14 protein-coding genes are annotated in these 14,871 nt (G+C 57.0%); 13 read left to right on the top strand and 1 reads right to left on the bottom strand.

Going from position 1 to position 14,871, the window contains the following annotated elements:
* Nucleotides 1-197: 197 nt before the first annotated feature.
* Both OS242_RS06870 and OS242_RS06865 read left to right on the top strand, forming a co-directional pair.
* Nucleotides 198-1,994, top strand: coding sequence for an ABC transporter transmembrane domain-containing protein (locus OS242_RS06870; RefSeq protein WP_267150913.1), 1,797 nt, complete (start codon nucleotides 198-200; stop codon nucleotides 1,992-1,994).
* A complete protein-coding gene (locus OS242_RS06865) occupies nucleotides 1,951-3,702 on the top strand; it encodes an ABC transporter ATP-binding protein (protein WP_267150912.1) in 1,752 nt (583 codons plus the stop codon). The genes OS242_RS06870 and OS242_RS06865 overlap by 44 nt, the downstream gene beginning before the upstream one ends.
* 70 nt (nucleotides 3,703-3,772) lie before the next feature.
* Here the strand turns inward: OS242_RS06865 and OS242_RS06860 are convergent, their stop codons facing one another.
* A complete protein-coding gene (locus OS242_RS06860) occupies nucleotides 3,773-4,156 on the bottom strand; it encodes a hypothetical protein (protein WP_267150911.1) in 384 nt (127 codons plus the stop codon).
* 112 nt (nucleotides 4,157-4,268) lie between these two features.
* Between OS242_RS06860 and OS242_RS06855 the strand changes: the two genes are divergently transcribed.
* From OS242_RS06855 to OS242_RS06805, 11 genes are all read left to right on the top strand, one after another.
* Nucleotides 4,269-5,129: a sulfurtransferase gene (locus OS242_RS06855; protein WP_267150992.1), complete on the top strand. Its 861-nt coding sequence runs from the start codon at nucleotides 4,269-4,271 to the stop codon at nucleotides 5,127-5,129.
* Between the two features lie 5 nt (nucleotides 5,130-5,134).
* On the top strand, nucleotides 5,135-5,521 hold the full coding sequence (locus OS242_RS06850) for a toprim domain-containing protein (RefSeq protein WP_267150910.1): 387 nt from the start codon (nucleotides 5,135-5,137) through the stop codon (nucleotides 5,519-5,521).
* 94 nt (nucleotides 5,522-5,615) lie between these two features.
* Nucleotides 5,616-5,996 (top strand): DUF423 domain-containing protein, encoded by a 381-nt coding sequence (locus OS242_RS06845; RefSeq protein ID WP_267150909.1) that lies wholly within the window; start codon nucleotides 5,616-5,618, stop codon nucleotides 5,994-5,996.
* A 119-nt stretch (nucleotides 5,997-6,115) separates the two neighbouring features.
* Nucleotides 6,116-7,777: a spore germination protein gene (locus OS242_RS06840; RefSeq protein WP_267150908.1), complete on the top strand. Its 1,662-nt coding sequence runs from the start codon at nucleotides 6,116-6,118 to the stop codon at nucleotides 7,775-7,777.
* On the top strand, nucleotides 7,774-8,952 hold the full coding sequence (locus OS242_RS06835; protein WP_267150907.1) for a Ger(x)C family spore germination protein: 1,179 nt from the start codon (nucleotides 7,774-7,776) through the stop codon (nucleotides 8,950-8,952). The genes OS242_RS06840 and OS242_RS06835 overlap by 4 nt, the downstream gene beginning before the upstream one ends.
* Nucleotides 8,949-9,182 (top strand): hypothetical protein, encoded by a 234-nt coding sequence (locus OS242_RS06830; protein WP_267150906.1) that lies wholly within the window; start codon nucleotides 8,949-8,951, stop codon nucleotides 9,180-9,182. Before OS242_RS06835 ends, OS242_RS06830 begins: the two co-directional genes overlap by 4 nt.
* A gap of 24 nt (nucleotides 9,183-9,206) precedes the next feature.
* A complete protein-coding gene (locus OS242_RS06825) occupies nucleotides 9,207-10,622 on the top strand; it encodes a GerAB/ArcD/ProY family transporter (protein ID WP_267150905.1) in 1,416 nt (471 codons plus the stop codon).
* Nucleotides 10,623-10,766: 144 nt separating this feature from the next.
* Complete coding sequence (locus OS242_RS06820; RefSeq protein WP_267150904.1) at nucleotides 10,767-10,907, top strand: hypothetical protein; 141 nt, start codon at nucleotides 10,767-10,769, stop codon at nucleotides 10,905-10,907.
* Between the two features lie 66 nt (nucleotides 10,908-10,973).
* A complete protein-coding gene (locus tag OS242_RS06815; protein WP_267150903.1) occupies nucleotides 10,974-11,987 on the top strand; it encodes a helix-turn-helix domain-containing protein in 1,014 nt (337 codons plus the stop codon).
* A gap of 100 nt (nucleotides 11,988-12,087) precedes the next feature.
* Nucleotides 12,088-13,263 carry a helix-turn-helix domain-containing protein gene (locus OS242_RS06810; protein WP_267150902.1) on the top strand — a complete coding sequence of 392 codons (1,176 nt, stop codon included), beginning with the start codon at nucleotides 12,088-12,090 and terminating at the stop codon, nucleotides 13,261-13,263.
* A gap of 300 nt (nucleotides 13,264-13,563) precedes the next feature.
* On the top strand, nucleotides 13,564-14,856 hold the full coding sequence (locus OS242_RS06805) for a helix-turn-helix domain-containing protein (RefSeq protein WP_323372916.1): 1,293 nt from the start codon (nucleotides 13,564-13,566) through the stop codon (nucleotides 14,854-14,856).
* Nucleotides 14,857-14,871 lie beyond the last annotated feature (15 nt).

Here is a 14,871-nt window from a genome sequence, read left to right as displayed (position 1 = left end):
GTAGAACAACCTTGGTAGAATCGGATTCGTCTGACTGACAGGACGCTCCCGCCACAGGTGTGTTGTACGCACCTGTGGCTTTTTGATGCGTTTTTTGCTGAAAGGAAGCCGCAGGAGAAGGCATGTGCACGTGCCTTTTCCCGGCTTCCTTTTTTTGTTGTCAGAGGTCTGTTTGGATAGAGGGGGGTAGAGAGGAAATGAGTATTTACAAGGATTTGTTGTGGTATTTCAAGATGGAGAAAAAGAGCTACGCGATCGGTGTGATGACGCTGCTGATGGTCTCGCTGCTGAACTTGATCGCGCCGTATGTGATCGGCGTGATCGTCGACGAGATCGCCGGGGCGACGCTGACGGGGGAGGCACTCGTCAAGTGGATGGGCCTGATTCTTGCAGCGGCTCTGGCGATCTACGTGCTGCGCTTTGTCTGGCGGATCTTCATCTTTGGCGCGGCGTTTCGACTGAGCCGACTGTTGCGCAACCGGCTGTATCAGCATTTTACCAAGCAGTCGCCGCAGTTTTATCACAAGCGGCGCACCGGCGACCTGATGGCGCATGCGACGAACGATATCTCCGCCATCGAACTGACGGCGGGGGACGGCGTGCTGACGCTGGTCGACTCGATCTCGATGGGCGGCGCGGTGGTGATCGCGATGGCGTTCACGATCTCGTGGGAGCTGACGTTGGTGGCGCTGCTCCCGATGCCGTTCATGGCGTTTGCCACGTCGCGCTACGGGGCGATGCTGCACCAGCGGTTTCATAAGGCGCAGGAGGCGTTCTCCGACATCAACGACAAGGTGCAGGAAAACGTCTCCGGCGTGCGCGTGGTGAAGGCGTTCGGGCAGGAGGAGCCGGAGCAGGGTGAGTTTGCCGATCTGGCGGAGCAGGCGGCCCGGAAAAACATCTCGGTGGCGCGCATCGACGCGCTGTTTGATCCGACGATCTCGATGGTGGTCGCGTCGTCGTTCTTTCTGGCGGTGGCCTACGGGTCGACGCTGGTGGTCAAGGAGGAGATCACCATCGGGCAACTCACGCAGTTTACGGCGTTGCTCGGGCATCTGATCTGGCCGATGCTGGCGTTCGGCTGGCTGTTCAACATCGTCGAGCGCGGTCGCGCTTCTTGGGATCGGGTCAGCGCGCTGCTGGCTGTCGAGCCGGATGTGACCGACCGCGACGGGGCGCGTGACGAGACGCCGAGCGGGGATGTGACGTTTGACATCGCGGCGTTTGCCTATCCGGAAAAGGAGACGGCGGCGTTGACCGACATCCGCGTCGAGCTCAAACGGGGACAGACGCTCGGTCTCGTCGGCAAGACGGGGAGCGGCAAGACGACTTTATTGAAATTGCTCCTGCGCGAATTTGATCTGCAGGACGGCGACCTTCGCATCGGGGGCACGTCGATCTATGAATACAAACTGAACGCGTTGCGGGATGCGATCGGCTACGTGCCGCAGGATCATTTCCTGTTCTCGGCGACGATCGCGGAAAATATCGCGTTTGGGCGGCCGGACGCGACGATGGAAGAGATCCATGCGGCGGCACGGCTGGCGGTGATCCACGAGGACATCCTGCGCTTTGAAGACGGCTACGGAACGGTGGTCGGCGAACGCGGGGTGACGCTGTCGGGCGGGCAAAAGCAGCGGATCTCCATCGCCCGCGCCTTGCTGATGAACCCGGAGGTGTTGATCCTCGACGACTCGCTGTCGGCCGTCGATGCCAAGACGGAGCAGGCGATCCTCGACGCGCTGCAAGCCGAGCGGGCCGACAAGACGACGCTGATCTCGGCGCATCGTCTCAGCGCCATCGAGCACGCCGACCTGATCCTCGTGCTGGAGGACGGCCGGATCGCCGAGCGGGGGACGCACGGGGAATTGATCGAACAGGGCGGTTGGTATGCAGAGATGCATCGCCGTCAGCAACTGGAATCGCTGGTAGCGGAAGGAGGGAATGCACATGGTGTTCCGACGTCTGATCGGGTATATGAAGCCACACAGTAAGACGCTCACGCTCGCGTTCTCCCTGCTGATCCTCGCGACAGCAGCGGATGTGGCGGGGCCGTATTTGATCAAGGTGTTTATCGACGACTATTTGACGCCGCGGAACTTTGACCGCAATGCGTTGCTCCTGCTCGGGGCGGGGTATCTGATGCTCTATGTGGCATCGGCGTTTTTGAACTATTACCAACTGCTGTCGTTCCACAAGATCGCGCAGTGGGTGGTGAAACAACTGCGACTGGACGTGTTTGGAAAGGTGCAGCGGCTGGGTCTCGCGTTTTTTGACCGGACGCCGGGCGGGTCGCTGGTGTCGCGGATCACGAACGACACGGAGGCGGTCAAGGATCTGTACATCTCCGTGCTGTCGACGTTTGTGCAGAACATCGTCTTTATGATCGGTGTGTTTGTGGCGATGTTTCTGCTCGACGTGCGGCTGGCGGCGATGTGTCTGGTGCTGCTGCCGATCCTCTTTGCGCTGATGCAGGGGTATCGCTATCTGAGTTCGAAAGTCTATCACCTGCAGCGGTCCAAACTGAGCGTGATCAATGCCAAGCTCAACGAGTCGATCCAAGGCATGAGCATCATCCAAGCGATGCGCCAACAGAAGCGGCTGCGCGGCGAGTTTGGCACGGTGAATCACGAGTATTACGAAGCGGGCGTAAAGAGCATCAAGCTCAACGGCTTGATGGTGCGTCCGGCGGTCGATCTCCTGTATATGCTGACGCTGATCGTGGTGCTGAGTTTTTTCTCGGTGAAGAGCTTTGAGAGCGTGGTGGAGATCGGCGTGATCTTTGCGTTTCTGTCCTACCTCGACCGCTTCTTTGAGCCGGTCAATCAGATGATGTTCCGCCTCTCGCAGATGCAACAGGCGCTGGTGGCGGCGGAGCGGGTGTTTGAACTGCTCGACGAGGACAAATGGGCACCGGGGCAGGACGCGCGCTTTGCGGGCACGTCGCCGCAGATCGGCGAGGGACGGATCGAGTTTCGCAACGTGACGTTTTCGTATGACGGCCGCAACGACGTGTTGAAAAACATCTCGTTTGTGGCGGAACCGGGACAGACGGTCGCGCTGGTGGGACACACGGGGAGCGGCAAGAGTTCGATCATCAACTTGATGATGCGGTTTTACGAGATCGAGCAAGGCGAGATCACCCTCGACGGCGCACCGCTCGGAGCGTACACCGACGAGGAGCTGCGGCGCAAGATGGGGCTGGTGTTGCAGGACCCGTTCCTCTTTGTCGGCGATGTGAAGCAGAACATCCGCCTGCACAACCAAGACATCACAGACGAAGAGGTCGTGGAAGCGGCCCGGTTTGTCCAAGCGGACGGGTTTATTCAAAAGCTCCCGCACGGCTATGACGAGCCGGTCGGCGAACGGGGCGCGACGTTCTCCAGCGGGCAGCGGCAACTGCTCTCCTTCGCGAGAACGATGGCGCTCAACCCGAAGATCCTCGTGCTCGACGAAGCGACGGCCAGCGTCGACACCGAGACGGAGGAAGCGATCCAGTCGGCGCTCGAGAACATGCGCCAAGGTCGCACCACCGTCGCCATCGCCCACCGGCTGTCGACGATCCAAGATGCGGATCTGATCCTCGTCCTGCACAGAGGCGAGATCGTGGAGCGGGGCAACCATCAGGAGTTGCTGGCGATGGAAGGGTTGTATCACAAGATGTACCTGCTCCAGCAAGGCGGGGTGGAGCAGGCCGGGTAGTGGGAAGAAAAAGGCACGCAAAAGGCACCTGTTCGCTGTGAAAGGCGACGGGTGCCTTTTCTGTTCGCGGTTATTGGATCCCCTTCCTTTTCAAAAAGGGTTTCACGTCGCGGGTGAAGAGGAAGACCAGCGGTTTGTTTTCTTTGGTGATGACGAGCAATGTGGGGCGGCGATCCGGTGGCAGAATCAAATTGACTTCGCTGACCGGACCGGTGTAAAAGCGGCTTTTCATGTTGTAGGGCGGGTCGAAGGGGACTTTCAGCACCAGTCCTTGTTTGATGTCGATGTTGAATTGAGGATAGAGCGATTCGACCGAGCCGAGCCATGCTTCCGCCTCTTGACGAACGTCGGGTGTGACCGGGATGGTTTGCACGACTTTTTCTTTCGCTGCATCAAAGACTTGCAGGTTGGCAACAGCAAAGATCAGGGATAAGGCCAGCAGAATGGCTTGCATGGATGAGCACCTCCTGCGGATACTTTAACCAAGACTTGCCAACCGGATTCCAAAATGGGGATATTCATGAGACAATATTTGTATCAAAACGAGTGAGGGGAAGTGACCGATGATGAAGAATACGCAGTTGGTCTCGATGGAATGGCTGGTCGAACAGTTGGAGAACCCGGAGGTGCGGGTGGTGGATTGCCGGTTTGTGCTGGGGAGTCCGCAGGCGGGGCTCGCCGCGTATGTGGAGGGACATCTGCCGGGGGCGTTTTATCTCGATCTGGAGCAAGATCTGTCCGGCAAAAAAGGCACGCACGGCGGGCGGCATCCGCTGCCGGATCTGAACGAACTGGCGGAGAAGCTCGGCGCGGCCGGCATCGACCGGTCGGTAAAGGTGGTCTGCTATGACGACCAAGGCGGGGCGATGGCGTCGCGCTGCTGGTGGCTGCTGAAATATATGGGGCACGACAACGTCGCCTTGCTCGAAGGCGGATACTCGCTCTGGCGGGAGCAGGGCCGCTCCGTGACGACCGATGTGCCGAGCGTCGCACCGCGCGTGTTCCCGGTCGACGTGCGTCCGGAGATGATCGCGTCGATGGAGGATGTGAAGTCCCGCCTGCACAGCGAAGACACCGTGCTGCTCGATGCACGTGAAGAGCCGCGCTATCTCGGCATTCACGAGCCGATTGACAAGGTGGCCGGCCACATCCCCGGCGCGCACAACGCATTTTGGAAAGAGGGCCTGACCGACAAAGGCACAATCAAAGGGGCGGACGAGCAAAAAGCCCGCTTTGCAAACGTGCCGGGTCTCGCAGAGAACGCTGACAAAGAGGTGATCGTCTACTGCGGCTCCGGCGTCACCGCGTGCCCGAACGTGCTGGCGTTGACCGAGGCGGGCTACCAAAATGTGAAGCTGTACCTCGGCTCGTGGAGCGACTGGTCGTCCTACGCAGACAACCCGGTCGCCGTGAAAAAGCCGGAGTAACGCCGATGACGGCCGACGCGCGCAAGGTGATCATCGTCGAAGGCAAGACCGACCGCAAGCGGCTGCAGGAGATCCTCGCCGAGCCGGTGGAGATCCTCTGCACGTACGGCACGCTCAGCGAGGAGAAGATCGAAGACCTGATCCTCCCGCTCCAGGACGAAGAGGACGTCTACATCCTCGTCGACGCGGACGACTCCGGCAACAAACTGCGCAGCCAACTGAAACGGGAGCTGCCCAACGCCCGCCACCTCTACACCCGGAAGATGTATCGCGAGGTGGCGACGACGCCGATTGAGTATCTGGCGGAACTGCTGCTGCGCCACCATTTCGAGGTGCGGGACGAATATCTCGGAATGGGCGGCGCAGGCGGGGAAGAGATGACACCTTTTTGACAATGGGGGGCTTCCGTGCGAGGCCTCTTTTGTCTGCGCCCCTTTTTCGTTATGATAAGGGAGACATCTACGGAAAGAATGAGGGACTCGAACTATGTTGCGAACATTTGTCATACTTGGTGCGATCAATCTGCTGATCTCGGTCGCACTCGGCGCGTTTGGTGCGCACGGTCTCAAAGACATCGTCACGGTCGACCGACTGGCGACGTGGGAGACGGGCGTCCACTATCACATGATCCACGGTCTCGGCCTGTTGCTGCTCGCCGCCTTTGCGGACAAACTGACGACCGCTCAGAAGCTCCTGCGCTGGTCGGGCCGTCTGCTGATGGCCGGCATCGTGCTGTTCTCCGGCTCCTTGTATCTGCTCGTCCTGCTCGACCTGCCGATCCTCGGCGCGATCACGCCGCTCGGCGGCGTCTGCTTCCTGATTGGCTGGCTGTGTCTGGCGTTTGCGGCAGCCAAACAACAACGCTAAATCGTCTCACCCTGCATCCCCTGTCGAACTGCGACAGGGGATTTTTTTCTGTATTTCCAACGCATACTATCGGCAATTGGACGGAGCGGAGGTGTGTCATGTATCGGGCGTTTCGAAAAATGCACAAACGAAAAAACCATGCAGCCGAGGAGCCGCGACTGGCGGATCAAAAGGACAAACCGCCGAAAAACAAACGCGACCTGCTCAAACAGGTGGAACGCCAATACGTGGAAGACCTGCGCAACGTCAAGATCGACAGGGAACTGGACGTGAATCAAAAAATGTTGGAGGGGATGTTTAAAGACTCCTCCGATTTTGTCATCCGGGCGTTCGAGGTCGAGAAAGGCCCGCATGCGCTGGTGATCTTTGTCGACGGGCTGATCGACACGGCGGAGCTGAACGCGGCGTTGAAAGTGTTGATGGTGAACGAAGGCGGTCTGCGCGATCTGGACGCGTTGACTCGCATGTCGCTGCCCGTCTCGCAGATCACCGAGGTGGACAACTACGCCGATCTGGTCAAGTCGGTGCTCTCCGGCGACTCCGGCATCTTGATCGACGGCGAGGAGCGGGCGGTCCTGCTCGGCCTGCGCGGGGCCAAGGGACGGTCGGTGCAAGAGCCGGAGACCGAGTCGGTCGTCCGCGGCCCCCGCGAAGGCTACGTGGAGAACATCCGCACCAACACGGCGATGCTCCGGCGCAAGATGAAGACGCCGCATCTGAAGATGCGCTCGATGACCATCGGTCGGGAGAGCAACACCGATATCGTCGTCGCCTATCACGAAGGGCTGTCCGACCCGGTCACGCTGCAGGAGGTCATCGGGCGGCTGGAAAAGATCGACATCGACGCGGTGCTCGACAGCGGCTATCTCGAAGAGATGATCCAAGACAACACCTATTCGCCGTTCCCGCAGGTGCAATATACGGAGCGGCCGGATACGACGGCGGCAGCGTTGCTGGAAGGTAGATTTGCCATCTTTGCGGACGGGTCGCCGTTTGCGTTGGTGGTGCCGACGACGTTTTGGCAGCTGATGCAGGCAAATGAAGACTATTACGAGCGCTTCCAGATGGCGACGATGATCCGGTGGTTGCGCTATCTGTTCGTCGTCGTCGCGTTGACGACACCTGCGCTCTATATCGCGATCACCACCTATCACCAAGCGATGATCCCGACCACGCTCCTGCTCTCGCTGGCCGCCGCGAGGGAGTCGATCCCGTTCCCGGCGGTGGTCGAGGCGTTTATCATGGAGATCGCCTTCGAAGCGTTGCGCGAAGCCGGGGTGCGCCTGCCGAAGACGGTCGGACAGGCCGTGTCCATCCTCGGCGCGCTGGTCATCGGGCAAGCGGCGGTCGAAGCGGGGATCGTCTCGGCACCGATGGTCATCATCGTCTCGGTCACTGGGATCGCGTCGTTTACGATCCCCCGCTACAACGCGGCCATCGCGGTGCGGATGCTGCGTTTTCCGCTGATGATCTTGGCCTCGTTGTTTGGCATGTACGGCATCTTGCTCGGCATGATGTTGATCCTTGGTCACCTCGCCAACCTGCGCTCCTTCGGCGTGCCGTATCTGTCGCCGATCGGACCGCTGTCAACCGGCGACCTCAAAGACGTGCTGATCCGCGCACCGTGGTGGGCGATGGGCGACCGGCCGGCCTTTCTCGAACTGCAGGACAAGCACCGGATCGGGGAGGAGTTACATGTTGAGATCGCCGCTCATGGCGGGCAGACCGGAGAAAAGGTCAAGCATGGAGCGGATCGGGACAAAGGGGGCGAGAAGGGATGAGACAGCGACTCACGGCTCTGATGCTCCTCCCGGTCTTGATGAGCGCGCTCGTGCTGACCGGCTGCTGGGACCGGATCGAGGTGAATGACATCGCCATCGTCACCACCACCTCCTTCGATCTGGAGGAGGACGGACGCTACCGGGTGGCGGTACAGGTGCCCCTGCCAGGGCAACTGGGCGGCTCCAGCGGCGGCGGAGGCGGCACCAGCGGTACCAAGCCGTTCTATGTCGACTCCGAGAAGGGGGATACCATTCGCGAGGCGGTGCAACATTTGCAGTCACGCATGTCGCGTCGGCTGTTTTTCTCGCATCGTCGCGTGATGGTAATCGGGGAAGAACTGGCCAAGAGCGGCATGCGTGAAGTGTTTGATGTGACGTCCCGCTTGCCGGAAAACCGTCTGACCGCCAACGTTTTGATCGCCAAAGGCAAAGGCATCGACTTGTTGAAAGCGCAGCCGCAGTTTGAAATGTACTCCGGCGAAGCGATGCGCGAGATCCTGGAGTCGTATGCCGTCTTTAACCCCAGTCAGAAGGATATCGCCCATGCGCTCAGCCAGATCGGCGCCGACCCGATCTTGCCCCTGATCGAGCCGGCCACCTCGACAGGGGGAGAGAAACGAAAAGAGGTGCATCTGAGCGGATACGCCCAGTTTCGCGATGACAAGATGATCGGGACGATCACGCCGGCTCAAGCGGAAGGCGTAGCTTGGCTACGCAAAGAGTTTCGTCCGTATGAGAAGACGCTGAACATGGGCAAGGGCAAGCTCGTGGTCCGCCTCTATCAGGGGGAATCCAAGGTCACGCCGGAGATCAAACCGGATCACGTCCATTTCAACGTGGAGATCGAAGCGGAGGCGACCGTCATCGAAGCGGTCGAGGTGGAGGACCTCGGGCGCAGCGACATGATCGAGAAAGTGGAACGCGAGCTGTCTCAAGCAGTGGCCCAAGCGGTGCTCGAGTCGGCCGAGTTGGTTAAAGAGCGCAATTCGGACATCGCAACGCTTGGCATCAACCTCTCCCGGTTGAAACCGCGCGTCTGGAACGAGCGATTGAAATGGAACTGGCATGAAGGGGAACTGGGAAAGACCACGTTTGCAGTCAAGGCGAACTGTCAGGTCACGCGCCTCGGCCAAATCACAGAAAATATCGCCAGAAAGGAGACCGTAACCGATTGAGCAACCTGTTCATTTATCTGATCGGCTTCTGCTACGTGTTGACCCTGCTGTATGACAGCCGTCAGTGGAAGGAGATCGACCGGGCGGGCAAATGGGTCTACGGGATCTTGAGCGGGATGACGGGGGCGGCGGCTCTGCTGGTCATCTTTCGCATCCATGTGCCGTTGCCGACACAGTATATCACCCATACGATTGCACCGTTTGTCTACCGGGTGCTGAAAGACATGTAGGGGATGGGAAAGGAAGTGCAGGCCATGCAGCAAAAGGAGATGCTCAACCATAGGCAGATCGCCTGGCTTGTGGCGGTGGTACTGATCGCAAGCGGGGTGACCTCGTTGAACAAATCGATCACCGAACTGTCCAAGGTCGATGCGTGGTTTGCCGAACTGGGCGGCGTGATCTACGGGATGATGGTCGCTTGGTTTTTCTACACGATGGCGTTTCGTTTTCCGGGGAAAAACTTATTCGAGATCTCCTTCTTGCTCTTCGGGCGTTGGTTCGGCGGGCTGATCAACCTCGTTTTCTTGCTCCAACTCGGTTTTATGCTGATCCGCTACCTCAGCGTGTTTGGCGACTTTATGAACACGACCCTGTTGCCCAAGACACCGATCGAAATCATTCTGCTGCTGTTGGCGTTCGTGATGATCTACTATTGTTCGACGTCGGTGGAGGTGGCCGCCCGCGTCAATGATCTGATGTTTCCGTTGTTTCTGCTCTTGCTGTTCACATTGCCGCTGATGCTCACCAACGAGTTCAGTTTTTCCCGTTTGCAGCCGGTGCTCGGGACGGGCTACTCGATGGTGATGAAAGGCAACATCCTCGCACTGGGCTGGTACGGCGACATTTTTCTGGTCGGTGCTTATCTGCACATGGTGTCCAACCCGGCGCAACTGCGGGCGGCTGTGCGACACGGTGTGACGCTGACGGGACTTGCCTTGACCGTTCTGTTGTTTCTCAGCGTGACGATCCTCGGGCCGACCGTCGCGGGGAAGACGCTCTATCCGAGCTTTCTGCTCGTCGAGCAGATCCAGATCACCGACTTTTTGGACCGGATGGAAATGGTGATCTTCAGCGTCTGGCTGCCGGCGTTCTTTCTGAAAGGTGTGTATATCATGCATGCGGCGTTGGCGACTCTCGCCTCGTTTACGAAGAAGACGCAAAGCCAACTGTTTTCGCGGCACCTGATCTGGTTGATCTTGCTGTTGACGTTGCTGTCGTTTGAGTCGATTGCGGAGGTGTTCAATTTTGGCAACTACGGGGCGTTTGTCGTGATTTTGTTGCCGCACCCGATCCTCTATGCGCTGTTCCTGCTCCGGTCGCGTAAAAGGGGCGAGGAACAGGCGGCGGAACGGGAGCGGACGGAACGAAGTCTCCGTCTGCGCGGGCCGTTGAGCGGCCATCGGAGGAGCGGCCCGGTCGGTTGGGTGCTGCAACTCTCCGCCTACCAGTGGAAGCAGGTCACGCACGCTCTGCTCGCTCTGTGCGCCCTGAGCATCCTCGTCGGCGGCTACTTTGGCCAAGACTACGTCCTCGTCGGCATGATCGGCGGCGGCCTCTACGGTGGCGGGATGGTGCTGGCCGCCATCGCTTCCTCCCTCGAGATGCGTCGCACCAACCTCGCGATCAAAAAACAGGTGCTCGGAGAAAAACAAGAAGCGGAATCGGCGTGAAGTTTTTGTGCGACAGAAACAAAACGTGGCGCACAGAGTGCGTGTAAAGACGGGGAGAGCGGACTGCAGGGAGCTATAATAAGTGAAGAACGGGGGAGCGTGCAAGGAGGGACCTCTTTGAGAGGCTTCAGGTGGACAATCTGTTTGGTTTGCGTGACCATCGCGTTGGCAATGGGTTATCAATCGATCTCGCCGATGGAAGTGGAAGAGGGCACCGATGATGTCGCATCGGAGAAGAGAAAGGCGCATTGGGGGATCAAGCACCTGTATTTTGGTGGTATATAAAAAGGGACTGAGCCCGCGGCTTGGTCCTTTTTTGTATAATGGTGGCAGGGAGGCGGATCAGAACTCATGATACCCATCGGACGGAGAATCGGCGAGATCTTGGAGGAGCGGGGGAGAGCCTTTTCTTTGCGGGCATTCAGCGCAAGGATCGGGATCAGCAAGGACACATTGAAGCGGATGATCGACGGAGAACGCCCGATCTCGCGGGCCGAGCTGGCCAAGATCGCGGACGGTCTCAAACTGAGCGTGGAGCGGCTGAAGCAGGAGGACACGAACAGTCAGTCTGTCGAGCTCGAAAGTCTGCTCAAGTCCCTCCAAAACAAAAAGCGCGCGATTCTGCTCGCTCAAGAGTTGGTGGACGTGGCGGTCGGGATCTCGGAAAAATGCCAGGCGTATGACAGATTGGGCTATGCTCTGTTTAACGCGGGAGATCTGGACGGGGCGCATCACGCGTGGCGTGAGGCTCTGACGTATGCGGAACAATTGGAGAGAAAATATCAGCAATCTGATGTGTATCATAGAGTGCTTAGTAATCAGATCGTAACTATGACGGAGAGAAAAGAGTTTGAGGAGCTCGCTAGATTGATAGACCATGCGATGGAAATGTTTCAGAATAATCCAGAGTATATGGGTGCGCTTTATTATTCGAAAGCCATTCTTCATTCACATAGGGGAGAAGTAGAATTGTATGGGGAGTGCTCACGCCGATCATTGGATTATCTGCGTCAGACCAATATTCCACTGAAAATAGGACGGGCTGAAGTGAACCTGAGCTATCATGAATTTAAAGAGGGAAACTACGAAGCGGCAAAAATGTTGCTGGAGAGTGCGGTCGTACATTTAGAGGCGGATGGACTCGCAGTACAAATTGCATTGATGGATTACGTCAAAGTACTCCTCAAGCTAGGTGAGCATGAACAGGCTGCCAAGATCGCGGAGGAGCTATATCTTGGGCTGCGGGTCGACGGACAAGACAGTTTAAGAGGGAAACTGGCGATTCTGTTGACGATTGCCAAAAAAGATGTGCGCTACGTAGAGACCCTTTTGGATAATCTAAAATTAGAAAAGATCTTCCTTTGATTGTTAAGAAAATATGTACTTGTAACCATGACAAGTGTATAATCAGGTTTGTGGAATCATATATATTACCAACTCCTTGCTCGCGTGGAGGTAAAGGGTTATGGGTGTGATAGAAAAATCAAACACATACACATATGGTGATTTGTCGATCGGACAGCGAATCAGCGAAATCATGGAAGAGCGCGGTTCGTCTTATTCTCTGCGGGCATTTGGCGGGAGAATTGGCATCTCGAAGGATATGCTGGGTCGCATGATCTCCGGTGAACGGCACATGACGCCTTCTGAACTGGAGAAAATCGCAGCAGGGTTTAAAATCAGTGTGGAACGGCTGAAACAGGAAGACACGAAAGACGACCTTGCTGAACTGCGACAATTGCTCCGATCCAGGGTAAATCCGAAGCGGGCATTTGGTCTGGCTCAGGGAATTGCGGCCGTCGCGCTTGGGAGTACCGAACGTTGTGTGGCGTATAACCTGCTCGGACAAGCGTATTTTCTCATCGGTGATACGAACGAAGCTCATCAGGCATGGTTGCAGGCCCTGACTTATGCTGAAAAGATCGAACATCGCTATGGCGATGCGGGACCGCTCTATGCAGTTTTGAACAACTTGACTGTTACGTTAACGGAACGGAAAGAATTCTCTAAATTATCAGAAATTTTGAATCGCATCGAACCTGTGTTTGAGGCGGACATGGAACGGATGGGCAGTATCATGTATTCACGAGCGACGATCGCCCGCTATTTCCTGGAAAATGAATTGGAGGGGCAATTCATCTACCGTTCCTTAGAGTGTTTAATGCAGACAAACTTTAAAGATAAGATAGGCCGCGCTCAAGTCAATGCTGCAGATTTCGAGTTCCGAGGGAAAAACTACGTTCGGGCAAGAGATCTGCTGGAGCAAGCGATGGTAAATTTGGCAGACGAGGCTGGATTTTTTAAGGTTGCGGTGAAAGAGTATGTCAAGGTCCTGCTGAAATTGGGTGACATCAAGAATGCGATAAAACTGATTGAGTCAAATTCTGATGATCTAGACGGGTATCCAGATTTAAAGTCTCGCTTTCAATTCCTGTTGGTGTACGCCAAACAGGACATTGCCGAGGCCGAAAATTTGATTTCCGACCCGAGTACGGATCGTTTGATTCATCGGTTGACCTGTGAATTTCTAATGAGTCATTATCAAAGTTTGGGTGATGCTCATTCGTTCATGAAGTATTACAAACTCGCGAAGAGCATTCATTCACCTAGCTCAGACCTATTAGACGAGGGGGATTTATAATGAAAAAATTTTTGGCCATTATGGTAGTCGTTGCTTTGGGGGTTTCATTGTTCACCAGGTTCACGGAGTCTGTTGGCCAAGAGGCGGTTCAGGTGCCAATCGGCCCTGCCGGTATCATTGTTCTAGATTAAAGCGGAAGCATACCTCCCGAACCTCGTTGTGCGGGAGGGTTTTTATATTTATAGTAATTCTTGCGACAGAAAGATTGCTGTAGTATGAAGTATGTGTAAATTATGCCAATTTGTGAATGGAGGATTTAGTATAAGGTTATAGAGATTTAGAGGAAGGGTGGATGGACTGATGATGTGTTCATTAGGGAAAAGGCTCCGTGCCTTGCGTGTGAAAAAGGGCGTGACGCAGATCGACCTCGCCAAGGGGCTGTGTACGCCGAGCATGATCTCGCAGATTGAGTCGGATCGAGCCAAGCCTTCGTACAAGATGCTGCATGCGATCGCGGAACGACTGGGTGTGACGACCGATGAACTGTTGAATGATGTGGAGATGAACCTCGACCAAGTCAGCGCTTACAAGATGGTCAAGGCGATGGTCGCCAGCAAAGACTACGTGCCGGCCGTGCCGCTCCTGCGCACGCTGCTCTCCACGCCGCGCAGCAAAGAACAGCGGATGGATTTGCAGCGCGAACTGGGTGAGTGTCTGACCCACACCGGGCAATTTGAAGAAGCGGAACAGATGCTGACTCAGGTGCAGGAATATGCGTTGATCGAACAAAACGAGCGGCTGTCGGCTCTGACGCTGAAAAGCCTCGGACAGTTGGAATTCAATCGCCAGCGCTACCCGCTGGCCGTCTATCTCTGGACGAAAGCGTTGCAGGAAGAAGCGAAACTGCCCGAGCCGGTTTTGCGTCTGCGCGGGTCGTTGCACGACTCCCTCGGCCAAGCCCACATCAAGCTGAACAAGCCGGAGCTGGCGGTGGAAAGCTATGAACAAGCGCGGAGGCTGTATGAACTGGTCGGCTCGATGCAGGAGATCGGGCAGGTCTACCTCGGGCTCGGGCTGGCCTATCAAATGACCGATCAGGTGGAGAAATCGATGGAGTACTCAGGCAAGGCGATCTCCGTCTTCGAAGGGCTGGACAACCTGCTCCTGATGCTCCAGCACCAGATCGAGTGCGCGACGCGCTACAGCCAGTCGGGACAGAGTCAAGAGGCGGAGGCGATGTTCCGCACGGCGATCGCCAAACTGCGCCACTTCGGCAAGCCGGAGGACACGGCGGCGGCGCTGGTCGAGTATGCGGCCTTCTGCCACCGGGAAGGGCGGCTGCCGGAAGCGGAAGAGGCGTGCATGCAAGCCCGCGTTTTGCTGCCGGAGACGCATCTGTACCAAGCGCGGATCAACCGCGTGCTCGCCCGCGTCAACATGGAGCGGGACGAGGAGCAACAGGCGATCCAGCGGTACATCGCGGCGGCCGACCGCTTTGCCCAGTCGGAAGAGGTCGGCGAGTGGGGCGATACGATGCAGGAGTTGTCGACGTTGTATGTCAAACAAAACGATTATGAACAGGCGTTTCGCATTCTCGACTCGGTGCGCTCGTACACAAACGAGGTGCTGGGAAACAGAGGCATCGCGCTGTAAGCAAAAAGGGACGTT

The organism is Tumebacillus lacus, from assembly GCF_026410385.1.
Taxonomy (GTDB): domain Bacteria; phylum Bacillota; class Bacilli; order Tumebacillales; family Tumebacillaceae; genus Tumebacillus; species Tumebacillus lacus.
This window is presented reverse-complemented; position numbering and strand designations above follow the sequence as displayed.

Coding starts and splice junctions, on each gene's coding strand:
- OS242_RS06870 (WP_267150913.1), top strand. CDS start 198: ATGAGTATTTACAAGGATTTGTTGTGGTATTTCAAGATGGAGAAAAAG.
- OS242_RS06810 (WP_267150902.1), top strand. CDS start 12,088: ATGGGTGTGATAGAAAAATCAAACACATACACATATGGTGATTTGTCG.
- OS242_RS06865 (WP_267150912.1), top strand. CDS start 1,951: ATGGTGTTCCGACGTCTGATCGGGTATATGAAGCCACACAGTAAGACG.
- OS242_RS06805 (WP_323372916.1), top strand. CDS start 13,564: ATGATGTGTTCATTAGGGAAAAGGCTCCGTGCCTTGCGTGTGAAAAAG.
- OS242_RS06850 (WP_267150910.1), top strand. CDS start 5,135: ATGACGGCCGACGCGCGCAAGGTGATCATCGTCGAAGGCAAGACCGAC.
- OS242_RS06845 (WP_267150909.1), top strand. CDS start 5,616: ATGTTGCGAACATTTGTCATACTTGGTGCGATCAATCTGCTGATCTCG.
- OS242_RS06815 (WP_267150903.1), top strand. CDS start 10,974: ATGATACCCATCGGACGGAGAATCGGCGAGATCTTGGAGGAGCGGGGG.
- OS242_RS06835 (WP_267150907.1), top strand. CDS start 7,774: ATGAGACAGCGACTCACGGCTCTGATGCTCCTCCCGGTCTTGATGAGC.
- OS242_RS06840 (WP_267150908.1), top strand. CDS start 6,116: ATGCACAAACGAAAAAACCATGCAGCCGAGGAGCCGCGACTGGCGGAT.
- OS242_RS06855 (WP_267150992.1), top strand. CDS start 4,269: ATGAAGAATACGCAGTTGGTCTCGATGGAATGGCTGGTCGAACAGTTG.
- OS242_RS06825 (WP_267150905.1), top strand. CDS start 9,207: ATGCAGCAAAAGGAGATGCTCAACCATAGGCAGATCGCCTGGCTTGTG.
- OS242_RS06860 (WP_267150911.1), bottom strand. CDS start 4,156: ATGCAAGCCATTCTGCTGGCCTTATCCCTGATCTTTGCTGTTGCCAAC.